Consider the following 12,044-nt stretch of genomic DNA (forward strand, 5'->3'; position numbering starts at 1 on the left):
TTCAGCGACCGGCTGGCGCTGGACACGTACCGGCTGAGCCTGGCCACGGGCAGCATGAGCGCGGCCAACGACTTCATGGAGATGGCGCAGCTGGCGGTGCAGGCGGGCAGCCCGAACGAGGCCCGGCAGGTGCTGGACAAGGGCTTCGCGGCGAACATCCTGGGCGTGGGGCCGCAGGCGGAGCGGCAAAAGCGACTGCGTGACCTGATCGTCAAGAAGGTCGAGGAAGACAAGGCGGGGCAGGCGGCGAACATCGAGGAAGCCAAGGCGGCCAAGGACGGCACGGGGCTGGTGAACATCGGGCTGAACCAGGTGTTCGCCGGCGACAAGGCCGGTGGGCTGAAGCTGATGCAGGACGGCATCGCCAAGGGCAACCTGAAGCGGCCCGACGACGCGAAGCTGCNGCGGCTGTGGTCGCTGTACGCCAAGCGCAATGCGAAAGCCGCGTAAGCGGAAACCAGAGGGCGGGCACGCCGGCCCTCTGGTACATTTGGACTCCAACTGGTATCTACCATACCAATCCCAGCCAGGGGTCCGCACCTCCCCGACCGTCGATCATCCCAAAGACGCAGCAACTATTCGTCGCTGTGATGATCAGTCATTCACCAGCTCGTGCCAGGCAACCTAATACCAGTTGACTTATTGGTATTACTGGTACTAAACTGGTTTCATCGAGATGGCGCCCATGCAGCGCCGCGGACAACACTGAGGGGCCCAAGGCGGTCATGGTCGAGTTTCTGGTTGGCGTGGATGGTGGCGGTACCTCGACGCGCGCGTTGCTGGCGCGGCGAGACGGCCGTGTGATCGGGCAGGGCCAGGCTGGTCCGTCAGCCCTGCAGCAGGGCATCGCCTCTGCCTGGATGCAGGTCCAGATCGCCATCCGCCGCGCCTTCGAAACCGCCGCCGTCGCCGCACCGTCATGGGACCGCGTGGCACTGGGCGCCGGCCTGTCGGGCGTGAGCAACCGCCCCTGGCGCGACGAGTTCGTCGCCACCAACCCCGGTTTCGCCGAACTCGTGGCCGAGACCGATTCCTTCACCATGCTGGTCGGCGCCCACGGCGGCAAGCCGGGGGCGATCGTCATCGCCGGCACCGGCAGCATGGGCGAAGTCTGGAATACCGACGGCTCGCGCCACTGCGTGGGCGGTTTCGGCTTTCCCGTGAGCGACGAAGGCAGCGGCGCATGGCTGGGCCTGCGCGCGGTGCGTGAAGCCCAGGCCGCCATCGACGGCCGTGCCAACGCCGGCTCGCTCGCCCGCGCCGTGTGGGCGCGCTGCGGCGACACCCGCGACAGCATGCAGGCCTGGTGCGACAAGGCCGGCCAGTTCCAGTACGGACAGGTTGCACCTGCCGTCTTCGAAAGCGAATCCACCGACCCGCAGGCCGCACACCTGCTCAGTCGCGCGGTGAATGCGCTCGAATCCATTGCGCTCGCACTAGACCCCCACGGCGGCTTGCCGCTGGCGGTGTGCGGGAGCATCGGAGAACGCCTGTCGGGCCGTTTCGCGCCGGCGTTGAAAACTCGCCTCGTGGATGCTGCAGATGGTCCGGCAGCAGGGGCACTCACCCTCGTTCGAGGAGTCGTGGAACGGGCAGGGGGTGGGCGTTGAAAGTCGAGTCAATGAAAAGAACGATCTTCGAGTTCAAGCCCGACGCACGGGACAGCTCGCCCTTGTACGTGCAGCTCGCACGCAAGCTGGGGCAGGCCATCCGCGACGGGCAATACCAGGCCGACGAGGCCCTGCCCTCCGAGCGGCTGCTGTCGGAGTCGCTGGACGTGTCGCGGGTCACCGCGCGCAAGGCCATCGACCAGCTGGTGGAGCAAGGCCTCATCGTGCGCCGGCGCGGCTCGGGCAACTACATTGCCCCGCGCATCGAGCAGCCACTGTCGCGCCTGACGAGCTTTTCCGAAGAGCTGCACCAGCGTGGCTACACGCCGTCGTCGAAGTGGCTCGAACGCGTCATCACTGCCGCGGTGCCCGACGAACAGCTGAGCCTGGGCCTGTCACCAGGCGCGCGGGTTGCTCGTCTGGAACGGTTGCGCCTGGCCGACGACGTGGTCATGGCCTACGAAGTGAGCGTGCTGCCGCAGACGGTGCTCGCCAATCCTGAAGCCGTGGAAGGTTCCTTGTACGAATTTCTCACCAGCATCCGCCATGCGCCGGTGCGTGCGCTGCAGCACATCCGCGCGCTCAATGCCCAGCCGCGCCTGGCCGAGCAGCTCGGCGTGCCGGTGGGCCAGGCGGTGCTGTTCATCACCCGCATCGGCTACCTCGAGTCGGGGCAGGCGGTGGAACTCACGCATTCGTATTGCCGCAGCGACTACTACGACTTCGTGGCAGAGATGAGGCGCGACGGATGAAGACGCTCAAGGGGAACATCCTCACGCCGCAAGGCTTCGTCGCCGGTGCGATGAGCTTCGCGGACAACGGCCGCATCGAGCGCATCGAAGGCACGCCGATCTCCAACGACCGTGCACGCGATTCGAAGGACCCGCTGCTGCTGCCGGGCTTCATCGACCTGCACGTGCACGGCGGTGGCGGCCACGACATCATGGAAGGCGGCGAGGCCTCGGCCCGCGTGGCCGCGCTGCATGCGAGCCACGGCACGACCTCGCTGCTGGCCACCACCATGACCGCGCCGATGAGCGACCTGGAGATCGCCTTCGCGGGCCTCAAGCCCGTGTGCGCCGGCCGGCCGAAGAATGCGGCCCGCGTGCTGGGCGTGCACCTGGAAGGCCCGTACATCAACGGCGGCAAGCTGGGCGCGCAGCCCAACTTCGCGCGGCCTTTCAACTCCGACGAACTCAAGCGCCTGAACGACATGGCGCCCATCCGCCTCATCACCGTGGCGCCCGAAGTGCCGGGCAACATGGAGGCGGTGGAGTCGCTGGTGGCCGCGGGCTACCGCGTGCAGATCGGCCACACGCTGGGCTCGTACGAAGACGGCATGGAGGCGCTGTCGCGCGGTGCGCGCGGCTTCACGCACCTGTTCAACGCCATGACCGCGCTGCACCACCGCGAGCCGGGCATGGTGGGGGCGGCGCTGGCGCATGCCACCTACTCCGAGATCATTCCCGACCTGCTGCATGCGCACCCGGGCGCCATCCGCGTGGCGCTGCGCTCCATTCCCTGCCTGTACTGCGTGACGGACTCCACCGCCGCCGCAGGCATGCCTGACGGCCAGTACAAGCTGGGCCGCCACAACGTCACCAAGTGCCTCGGCGGCGTTCGCCTCGCCGACGGCACCCTCGCCGGATCGACGCTCACCATGGACCAGGCCCTGCGCAACCTGGTCAACGAACTGGGCCTCGATCTGCCTGACGCGTCGCGCCGCGTCTCCACCTATGCGGCCGATTACCTCGGCGCCACTGACCGCGGGCGCCTGGCCCACGGTGCCTGGGGCGACGTCGTCGTGCTTGACCGCGACTTGCAATTGACGGATGTCTATGTTGAAGGAGCCCCGCTTGAACTCGCGCATGCTGGCTGAAGCCCGCGAGGCGCCGTCTGCCGTGTCACGGCAGCTGGCGCAGGACGACCAGTCCTACAGCGATTTCGGTGCATTGCTGCGGGCCAAGTCGCCCACGTCCTTGCTGACCATTGCGCGCGGCAGCTCGGACCATGCCGCGCATTTCATGGCCTACCTGATCATGGCGCGCATGGGCCGGCTGGTGACCTCGCTGCCGATGTCGCTGATCACGCTGTACCAGTCGCAGATCATGTGCCGTGGCCTCACGTCCTTTGCGTTCTCGCAGTCCGGCCAGAGTCCCGACCTCGTGGCGCCCACGCGCTTCTTCAGCGACGGCGGCGCGACCACCGCGGCCTTCGTGAACGACCCGGACTCGCCGCTGGCGCGCGCCGCGCAGTGGGTGTTCCCGCTGCATGCCGGTGAAGAGACCAGCGTGGCCGCGACCAAGAGCTTCATCGCGCAACTGGTGGCCGGCGCCCGCCTCGTGGCCGCCTGGCAAGACGACCTCGTGCTGCAAGCCGCGCTGTCGGGCCTGCCCGGCGTGCTCTCGCGTGCGGCGCACACCGACTGGTCGTCGGCCGTCGATGCGCTGGTCGGCGCTGACAAGCTCTTCGTGATTGGCCGCGGCACGGGCCTGCCGGTCGCGCTCGAAGCCGCGCTCAAGTTCAAGGAGACCTGCGCCATCCAGGCCGAGGCCTTCTCGGGTGCCGAAGTGAAGCACGGCCCCATGGCGCTCATCGACGAAGGCTACCCGCTGCTGGTGTTCGCACCGCGCGGACCGGCCCAGGCCGGCTTGCTGTCGCTGGCCGACGAAATGCGCCTGCGCGGTGCGCGCGTACTGCTCGCCGCGCCGCCGGGAACGCCGGGCTGCAACCTGCCCATCATCGAGACGGCGTCGGTGGAGCTGGACCCGATCTCCACGATCCAGAGCTTCTACCCGATGGTGGAGGCGCTGTCCCGCGCGCGCGGCTTCGATCCTGATCGTCCCCGCCATCTCAACAAAGTCACGCGCACGCAGTAAGTCTTCGACATGTCCGACTTTCATCCCGGCCAGCTCGTCATGGTGAGCATCGAGGGCAAGACCCTCGGTGCGCAGCAGGCCGCTTTCCTGCGTGACAACCACATCCGCGCGGTGTGCCTCTTCCGCGGCAACCTGGGCACTGAAGACGAAGTGCGCCAGCTCACCGCCGACCTGCGCGACGCCATGGGCGACAAGGCGCTGATCGGCCTGGACCAGGAGGGCGGTTCGGTGGTTCGCGCCACCTTCTTGCCACAGGCGCCGGCTGCCATGGCGCTGGGCGCGTGGGGCGACGAGGCGATGACCGAGGAAATCGGCGCCGCCGTCTCGCGCGGCATCCGCTCGCTGGGCTTCAACTGGAACTTCGCGCCTGTGCTGGACGTGAACAACAACCCGGCCAACCCGGTGATTGCCGAGCGCAGCTTCTCGGAAGACCCGAAGGAAGTGGCACGGCTGGCCCGCGCCTGGATGCGCGGCGCGCTGCGCGAAGGCGTGGCCTGCTGCGTCAAGCACTTTCCCGGCCACGGCGACACGCACGTCGATTCGCACCGCGACCTGCCGGTGGTCGACAAGCCGCTGTCCCAATTGCAGTCGCTGGAGTTCCTGCCCTTCGCCGAGCTCAAGGACGAAGCGCCCGCGATGATGACGGCGCACATCGTCTACACCCAACTCGATCCGGAGCATCCCGCCACGCTGTCGAAGAAGGTGCTGGGCGACATCCTGCGTGACCAGTGGAAGTACGACGGCGTGGTCATCACCGATTCGCTGGTGATGAAGGCCATCCACGACCGCTACGGCCATGACCAGGCCGCCGTGATGACGCTGCGCGCCGGTGCCGACATGGCGATGGCGCTGGGCACGCAGGAAGAGCAGCTCGCGGCGGTGCGCGCCATCGGCGACGCGCTGGACAAGGGCACGCTTGCGAAGGCACGCGTCGAGCAGGCCTGCGCCCGGCTCGATGCCCTGGCCGCGCGGTATCCGTCCCACCCCGATGACTACCCCGCAGCACTGCGCCAGCGCGACGACCAGCTGATGCGCCGCGCCTGGGCCGCGGGCATCACCGCGACGCACGGCGCCAAGCCGCTGCAGCTTGACCAGCGCATCCGCGTCGTCACCCAGCGCAGCGTGCCGTGCGACGGTGTGTCCGAAGCGGGTCCGACCAGCGTGGACGTGTGGTCGCTGTTCAGCAACTTCAGCGACGTGGAGCTGGTGGCGCTGGACGACCTGCAGAAGCTGGACTGGGCCGGCCTGCCCAGGGACGGCCGCCTCACTGTGCTGGCCTCCAACCACCGTGACCGCTACGGCGCCCAAGCGGCGAAGTGGACGCCCGACCTGCACCTCGTGCTGTGGAATCCCTTCCAGGCGCTGGACATCAACGCGCCCACGGTGGTGACCTGGGGCTACGCGGAAGGCGCGCTCGACGCGCTGCGGATCTGGCTCGAAGGGCAAGGACAAGCGCCCGGCCGCGCACCGGTGCGGCTCACACACTAGACATCGACACCGATAGCCACGAGGAAGGCACCATGCAGACCGAACAAGTCCCGAAGCGCTCGCCGATCACCTGGGTGCCGACGCTGTACTTCGCGCAAGGCCTGCCCTTCTTCGTGGTGATGGCGATCACGACGCTCCTGTTCAAGGACCTGGGCGTGAGCAACACCGAGGTCACGCGCTGGGTGAACATCCTCGGCTGGGCCTGGGTGCTCAAGCCGCTGTGGAGCCCGTTCCTCGAAGCCATCCCCAGCAAGAAGCTGATCGTGGTCGTCTTCCAGCTCGTGGGGGCGGCGACGATGGGCGTCGCCGGGCTGGCGCTGAACCTGCCCGACTCCTTCATCATCGTGATCGCCGTGCTGGCCTTCACCGCGATCGGATCGGCCACGCACGACATCGCCTCCGACGGCCTGTACATCGCCAGCCTGAGCAACAAGCAGCAGGCGGAGTACGCCGGCTGGCAGGGCGCGTTCTTCAACGCGGCCAGGCTGTTCTCTCGCGGCGGCATCCTGGTGCTCGTCGGTGCCTTGGAGAAATACACCACGCCGCAGCATTCGTGGAGCACGGTGTTCCTGCTGATGGCGGCCGTCATGGGCGTGCTCGCGCTCTACCACTGGTGGGCGCTGCCGGACACGCGCACGGTGAACACCGCCGCCCACAGCATGAGCGACATCGCCGACACGATGGGCGAGGTCCTGTTCGATTTCCTGAAGAAGCCGGGCATCTGGTTCGCCATCCTCTTCATCGTGCTGTTCCGCGCCGGCGAAGGGCAGATCCAGTCGGTGGGACCGCTGTTCCTCAAGGACCCGGCCTCCGCCGGCGGCCTGGGGCTCAGCACCGACCAGATCGGCGTGGCCTATGGCACGGCGGGCACCATCGCCTTCGTGGTGGGCAGCGTGTTCGGCGGATACTTCACCTCGTGGCTGGGCCTGCGCCGCGCCATGGTGTGGCTGGTGCTGGCGATGAACCTGCCGAACCTTGCGTACTGGTGGCTGTCGGTCGCGCTGCCGAGCAACATGTCGGTGATCAGCGCGGCCCTGGCCGTCGAGATGTTCGGCTACGGCTTCGGTTTCGTCGGCATCATCCTCTTCATCATGCAGGTCGTGGCAGTCGGCCGCTTCACGACGGCGCACTACGCGCTGGGCACCGGCGTGATGCAGCTGGGTTTCGTGCTGTCGGGCACCTGGAGCGGCGCCATCCAGACGCACCTGGGCTACCAGAACTTCTTCATCTGGGTCACGGTGTGTGCGATTCCGGTGCTCGTGCTGTCGTTCTTCCTGCCCAAGCCCCGGACCGCCGAACCGAGCCCGACGCCGGACGAGCCCGCCGCCGAACCGGCGAAGGCATGACGGCGATGCGCCAGGTCAAGGCGTGGTGGGCGCTGCCCTGTGCGCTGGCCTGTGCACTGGTGCTAGGCGGCTGCTCGTCGATGAAGCTGCCTTCGCTTTCCTCGCTTCCGTTCACATCGCCCCCGCCCGCGGCGGACGCAGGCACCTTCTTCGACGACTTCAGCCACGGCGACACCGCCGCGCTCGCGCGGGCCGGATGGATCATTCGCGACAAGAAGGGCCACCCCGGCATCGAAGGCGCGAACTGGGGCCCCGGCACGATCACGCTGGTGCCCGATCCGGCCGATGCCTCCAACCGCCTGCTGCGACTGCGCGCACGCACCGATGGCACGCCCGAAGGCACCTCGCACGCCCAACTGTGCCAGGCGCGCAAGTTCTACGAAGGCACTTACGCCGCGCGCATCCGCTTCAACGACAAGCCGCTGATCGGGCCCGACGGCGACGTGGTCGTCGAGACCTTCTACGTCGTCAGCCCGCTGCGCTTCGACTTCGACCCCGAGTACAGCGAGCTGGACTGGGAGTACCTGCCCAACGGCGGCTGGGGCAACTCGAAGACGCGCATCTACGGAGTGACCTGGCAGACGGTGTCGCTGCATCCGTGGAAGGCCTACAACCAGCCGCATGAATCGTTCCGATCTGTCGAGGGCTGGCATGTGCTGATGATGCAGGTGGCTGCCGGCAAGACGCGCTTCTACCTCGATGGCGTTCAACTGGACGAGCACGGCGGGCGCAACTACCCGGCCGTGCCCATGTCGCTGAACTTCAACCTGTGGTTCTCGCCCGGCGGCCTGCTGCCCAACGAGAAGGCGCAGCGTGTGTACGAACAAGACGTCGATTGGGTCTTCCATGCGCGCAACCGGCTGCTGTCGCCGGCGGAAGTGAGCGCAGAAGTGGAGAAGCTGCGAGAGGCGCGCACCAGCTTCAAGGACAGCGTGCCGGCGATGAACCCGCCGCTGGCCTCCACCTGCGATTTCTGATCGGGCCAGGGCGATGGAACGTGCGCGACTGGCCTCGGTGGACGCCCTGCGCGGCCTCACGGTCGCGGCCATGCTGCTCGTGAACAACCCGGGCGACTGGGGCCACATCTACGCGCCGCTGGAGCATGCCGAATGGAACGGCTGCACGCCCACCGACCTCGTGTTCCCGTTCTTCCTGTTCATCGTGGGTGTGTCGCTGTCGCTGAGCCTGGGGCCGCGCATCGACGCGCGCTGCGATCCGGCCGCGCTGCAGCGCACGGTGCTTGTGCGCGGGTTGCGCATCGTCGTGCTGGGGCTGCTGCTGCATGCGGCGGCGCACTGGCTGATGGGCACGGCCCACTTCCGGCCCTTCGGCGTGCTGCAGCGTATCGGCATCTGCTTCGCCATCGTGGGCGTGCTGGCCGTGCGGACCACCGCTCGCACGCAGTGGCTGCTGATCGCGGGCATCGTGCTGGGCTACTGGGCGCTGATGGCGCTGGGCGGGCCGCTCACCAAGGAAGGCAACCTCGCCAGCCGGCTGGACACCGCGCTGCTGGGCCGCTTTGCCTACGAGTTCGATCCGAAGACCGGCCTTGGCCACGAGCCTGAAGGACTGTTGAGCACCATCCCCGCCATCGCCACCACCTTGCTCGGCCTGCGCGCCGGTGACTGGCTGCGTTCCAACCAGACGCAACGGCTGTGGCAGATGGGCCTGGTGGCGCTCGCGGCCGGGGGTGCCTGGTCCCTCGTGTTCCCCTTGAACAAGCAGCTGTGGACCTCGTCCTACGTGCTGTGGAGCGGCGGCTTCGCGATGCTGGCGCTGCTCGCGGCGCACCGGCTCGTCGACGTGGCCGGGCTGCCGCCCATCGGCCGCAGCTTCGGCGTGAATGCCATCGCCGCCTATGCGGGGTCGTGGCTGATGGTGTGCCTGCTCGCGGCCTTCAAGTTCTACGGACCGATCTACAGCCACGGCTTCGCATGGATGACGCCGCCGGCCGATCCGCAGGTGCCCTCGCTCGCCTTCGCAGTGGCTTTCGTCGCGCTGTGGTGGGTGGTGGTCCGCGTGCTGGACCAGCGAAAGATCTACTTCAAGATTTGAGCGGCCGGCGCGCCGCGCAGGGACTCGTCGCATGAGAAAACTCATCCTGGCCGCTGCTGTCGCGGCGGCGCTCGCCAGCTGTTCGTCGGATTCGCGGGTGGCGCCATCGGTCACCACGCAACCCACCGCGCAACCCACCACGCAGGCTGCTGCGCAGGTGGTGCGCACGCACGCCAGCGTGCTGCGCAGCATCGAGCCCGACGCCGACTTCGCCGACCTGGAAGCCTTCGGCCGCGCGGTGGGTGACCGGCCCATCGTCATCCTCGGCGAGTCCACGCACGGCGACGGCGACATCTTCAAGCTCAAGGCGCGGCTGGTGCGCTACCTGCACGAGGCCAAGGGCTTCGATGTGCTGCTGATGGAAAGCGGCCTCTTCGACACCGCCCGCATGCGCGAGCGGCATGCAGCCGAGGGGAAGTCCTTGTCCGCACTGGCGCCGGGCCGCATGTTCTTCATGTACTCGAAGACCGATGATGGCCAACGGGCGCTGAAGTACGTGGACGCGAGCGAGTCCGGCGCGAAGCCCATGCAGTTCATGGGCTTCGACATCTCCATGGGCGGCGATGCGTCGTCCAAGGAACTGATGCCCATGCTGGCCGCCTTCCTGAAGGCGCGGTCGTCGGAGATTCCCTTGAGCGCAGGCTGGGACACCTACCAAAGCGTGGGCGGGCAGATCGCCGCGCTGCGTGGCACGCCGCGCCCTGACGATGCGAAGCTCGCCGCCTTCAGGCGTGTGTCCGCCTCGCTGGATGCCGAGCTGTGCGCCGCCCAGTCCGACGACTTCCAGTTCACCCGCTCGGCCGGCTTCTGGTGCCGCATCACGCGCAGCCTCGCCGCCGGCAGCGACCGCTTCTGGGGCACGGTGGACCTGCGCGATCGCACGGCCGGCGACAACGTGAAGTGGCTGCTGGACCACCACTTCGCCGGCAAGAAGGTGGTGCTGTGGATGCACAGCTTCCACGGCATCAACGGCCAGCTCTTCCCGCCCTCGGGCCCGACCTGGGTGAGCATGGGCACGCGCATCGTCGAGCACGCGGGTGCCGACAAGGTCTTCATGGCCCACTTCACGCTGGGCGAAGGGCCCTTCGACAACTACCTGACGACCACGCCGCCCAGTGTTCCTGCGCTGGCGCCGGGCATGCTGGAGTACCACCTGGCCGGGCTGAACGCACCGTCGTTCATCGCGTGGCCCGACGATGCGGCTGCGCGCAGCACGCTGCACAACCTGTCGGTGTTCGAGCCCGACATCCGCGTCATCAGCCCCAACCACTTCGGCGCGGGCTACCAGGGCGTGTTCTTCATTCCGAAGACGCGCCCGGTGCTTCCCGACGCGGACAAGTACCCCCTGATTCCCTGACCGTCATTGGGGCACCGCGGCGCTGGCCAGCAGTGCCCACAGCCGCGACAGCTCGGTCATTCCCTCGGGGCCTGTCACTGCGGCGAAGGTCTTTTGTGCCGCATCGCGCTGGCCCGCCATCAGCTGTGCTTCGCCCAGCCGCAAGCGGTTCTCTTCCGGCCGCCGCACGCCGCCCTTGGCGAAGCCTTGCTCCTGCATGGCCACGCCCTCGGCCACGCGGCCTTCGCCGACCGCGCCCTGGCCCTGGAAGACCAGCGCATTGCCGTCCTTGGAGGCGCGGGCAGCGGCCTCGTCCTTCTTGCGGTTGGCCACGTCCTCGGCCGCCTGTTTGGCCGCCTTGGCCCGCACCGGCTCGGCGGCCTTCAGGTCCTGGTCCTTGAGCACGCCCTTGGCCTTCGCTTCGTCGATCACGGCCAGTGCTTCCGCAGCGAGGCCCGCCTGCAGCGACACCTGCGCATACCAGACCACCTCCTGCCCGCCCGTGAGGTTGCCGGTGGCGCGCATGAGGCGGAACAGGTCGATGAACAGGCGCTCGGACAGCGTCTTGCGGTCCACCGTGGTGATCAGTTCTCCCCAATACGCCGGCTTGGGATAGGCCTTGGCCAGGCGCTCGACGGTCTTCATGCCGCCGGCCGCGTCGCCTGATTTGCGCTGCGCGTTCAGCAGCAACTGGAGGTCGCGTTCCTTCGTGACCTGACCTGCCGCCTCGTCGGCCTTCACGCGCACCAGCAGCGATGCCGCCGCGCCGGCGTAGTCGCCGCTCAGGTACTGCGACTGCATGCGCAGCGGCTCGATGTCGCTGCGGGTGCCGCCTTCCTTCAGGTAGCGGTCGGCCCAGCGCAGGCTGCGGGTGTAATCCTTCGCGGCGTAGGCGGCGTGCACCAGCGACGCCATGAGTTCACGCTGCTCGTCGCGGCCCCCGTAGCCGACGCCGATGGCGGCTTCGGTGGCATCGAAGGCCACCGCCGTCTGGCCGGCGGCCATCGCCACCGCGCTCCTCATGCGGGCGACGGTGTAGCGCTCGTAGGGCGTCTGGTCGGCCACGCGTTCGGCTTCCTGCACCTTGTCCAGTGCCTCGGTGAACTTGCTCTGCTTCATCAGCGCCTCGGCAGCGACCAGGGGCGCGCCCACCTGGGGGCGAGCGATGTCCGCCGGCTTGGCGGCGGAGGCTGCATCGGCGGGCTTGGCAGCCTGGGCCCGCGCGGAGGGCGACGCCGTGGCGGCGAGCAGGCCGGCGGCCAGCAGGCCAAGCGCGGTCATTCGAACGAAAGGGGTGTGGGTCATGGTGATCGCTCGGACGCTGGTGTCG

Annotated in this window: 10 protein-coding genes; 9 read left to right on the forward strand and 1 reads right to left on the reverse strand. The window is 68.1% G+C overall.

Annotated elements, in window-relative coordinates; translation table 11 throughout:
* Positions 1-725 precede the first annotated feature (725 nt).
* The 9 genes from DZC73_RS29130 to DZC73_RS29170 are packed head-to-tail and all read left to right on the forward strand — an operon-like array spanning position 726 to position 10,735.
* Positions 726-1,610 carry a BadF/BadG/BcrA/BcrD ATPase family protein gene (locus DZC73_RS29130; RefSeq protein WP_124543922.1) on the forward strand — a complete coding sequence of 295 codons (885 nt, stop codon included), beginning with the start codon at positions 726-728 and terminating at the stop codon, positions 1,608-1,610.
* Between the two features lie 11 nt (positions 1,611-1,621).
* Positions 1,622-2,362: a GntR family transcriptional regulator gene (locus DZC73_RS29135; RefSeq protein WP_124543923.1), complete on the forward strand. Its 741-nt coding sequence runs from the start codon at positions 1,622-1,624 to the stop codon at positions 2,360-2,362.
* Complete coding sequence (gene nagA, locus DZC73_RS29140; RefSeq protein WP_124543924.1) at positions 2,359-3,489, forward strand: N-acetylglucosamine-6-phosphate deacetylase; 1,131 nt, start codon at positions 2,359-2,361, stop codon at positions 3,487-3,489. Before DZC73_RS29135 ends, nagA begins: the two co-directional genes overlap by 4 nt.
* Positions 3,479-4,489, forward strand: a complete 1,011-nt coding sequence (locus DZC73_RS29145; protein ID WP_124543943.1) for an SIS domain-containing protein — start codon at positions 3,479-3,481, stop codon at positions 4,487-4,489. Before nagA ends, DZC73_RS29145 begins: the two co-directional genes overlap by 11 nt.
* Before the next feature lie 9 nt (positions 4,490-4,498).
* Complete coding sequence (nagZ, locus tag DZC73_RS29150) at positions 4,499-5,977, forward strand: beta-N-acetylhexosaminidase (RefSeq protein WP_124543925.1); 1,479 nt, start codon at positions 4,499-4,501, stop codon at positions 5,975-5,977.
* A 32-nt stretch (positions 5,978-6,009) separates the two neighbouring features.
* Positions 6,010-7,323, forward strand: coding sequence for an MFS transporter (locus DZC73_RS29155; protein WP_124543926.1), 1,314 nt, complete (start codon positions 6,010-6,012; stop codon positions 7,321-7,323).
* Positions 7,320-8,300: a glycoside hydrolase family 16 protein gene (locus tag DZC73_RS29160; protein WP_124543927.1), complete on the forward strand. Its 981-nt coding sequence runs from the start codon at positions 7,320-7,322 to the stop codon at positions 8,298-8,300. The genes DZC73_RS29155 and DZC73_RS29160 overlap by 4 nt, the downstream gene beginning before the upstream one ends.
* Positions 8,301-8,313: 13 nt before the next feature.
* A complete protein-coding gene (locus DZC73_RS29165; protein WP_124543928.1) occupies positions 8,314-9,378 on the forward strand; it encodes an acyltransferase family protein in 1,065 nt (354 codons plus the stop codon).
* A 31-nt stretch (positions 9,379-9,409) separates the two neighbouring features.
* Positions 9,410-10,735: an erythromycin esterase family protein gene (locus DZC73_RS29170; RefSeq protein WP_124543929.1), complete on the forward strand. Its 1,326-nt coding sequence runs from the start codon at positions 9,410-9,412 to the stop codon at positions 10,733-10,735.
* A gap of 3 nt (positions 10,736-10,738) precedes the next feature.
* On the opposite strand, the gene DZC73_RS29175 is transcribed toward DZC73_RS29170, so the two are convergent.
* Entirely contained in the window at positions 10,739-12,019 is a 1,281-nt protein-coding gene (locus tag DZC73_RS29175) for a hypothetical protein (RefSeq protein WP_124543930.1), read from the reverse strand.
* Positions 12,020-12,044 lie beyond the last annotated feature (25 nt).

Source organism: Rhizobacter terrae (assembly GCF_003852895.1).
In the GTDB taxonomy this organism is placed as follows: Bacteria; Pseudomonadota; Gammaproteobacteria; order Burkholderiales; family Burkholderiaceae_C; genus Albitalea; species Albitalea terrae.

Excerpts from the sequence above, each read along its gene's own strand:
- DZC73_RS29130 (WP_124543922.1), top strand. The coding sequence starts at position 726 with ATGGTCGAGTTTCTGGTTGGCGTGGATGGTGGCGGTACCTCGACGCGC.
- DZC73_RS29135 (WP_124543923.1), top strand. The coding sequence starts at position 1,622 with ATGAAAAGAACGATCTTCGAGTTCAAGCCCGACGCACGGGACAGCTCG.
- nagA (WP_124543924.1), top strand. The coding sequence starts at position 2,359 with ATGAAGACGCTCAAGGGGAACATCCTCACGCCGCAAGGCTTCGTCGCC.
- DZC73_RS29145 (WP_124543943.1), top strand. The coding sequence starts at position 3,479 with ATGCTGGCTGAAGCCCGCGAGGCGCCGTCTGCCGTGTCACGGCAGCTG.
- nagZ (WP_124543925.1), top strand. The coding sequence starts at position 4,499 with ATGTCCGACTTTCATCCCGGCCAGCTCGTCATGGTGAGCATCGAGGGC.
- DZC73_RS29155 (WP_124543926.1), top strand. The coding sequence starts at position 6,010 with ATGCAGACCGAACAAGTCCCGAAGCGCTCGCCGATCACCTGGGTGCCG.
- DZC73_RS29160 (WP_124543927.1), top strand. The coding sequence starts at position 7,320 with ATGACGGCGATGCGCCAGGTCAAGGCGTGGTGGGCGCTGCCCTGTGCG.
- DZC73_RS29165 (WP_124543928.1), top strand. The coding sequence starts at position 8,314 with ATGGAACGTGCGCGACTGGCCTCGGTGGACGCCCTGCGCGGCCTCACG.
- DZC73_RS29170 (WP_124543929.1), top strand. The coding sequence starts at position 9,410 with ATGAGAAAACTCATCCTGGCCGCTGCTGTCGCGGCGGCGCTCGCCAGC.
- DZC73_RS29175 (WP_124543930.1), bottom strand. The coding sequence starts at position 12,019 with ATGACCCACACCCCTTTCGTTCGAATGACCGCGCTTGGCCTGCTGGCC.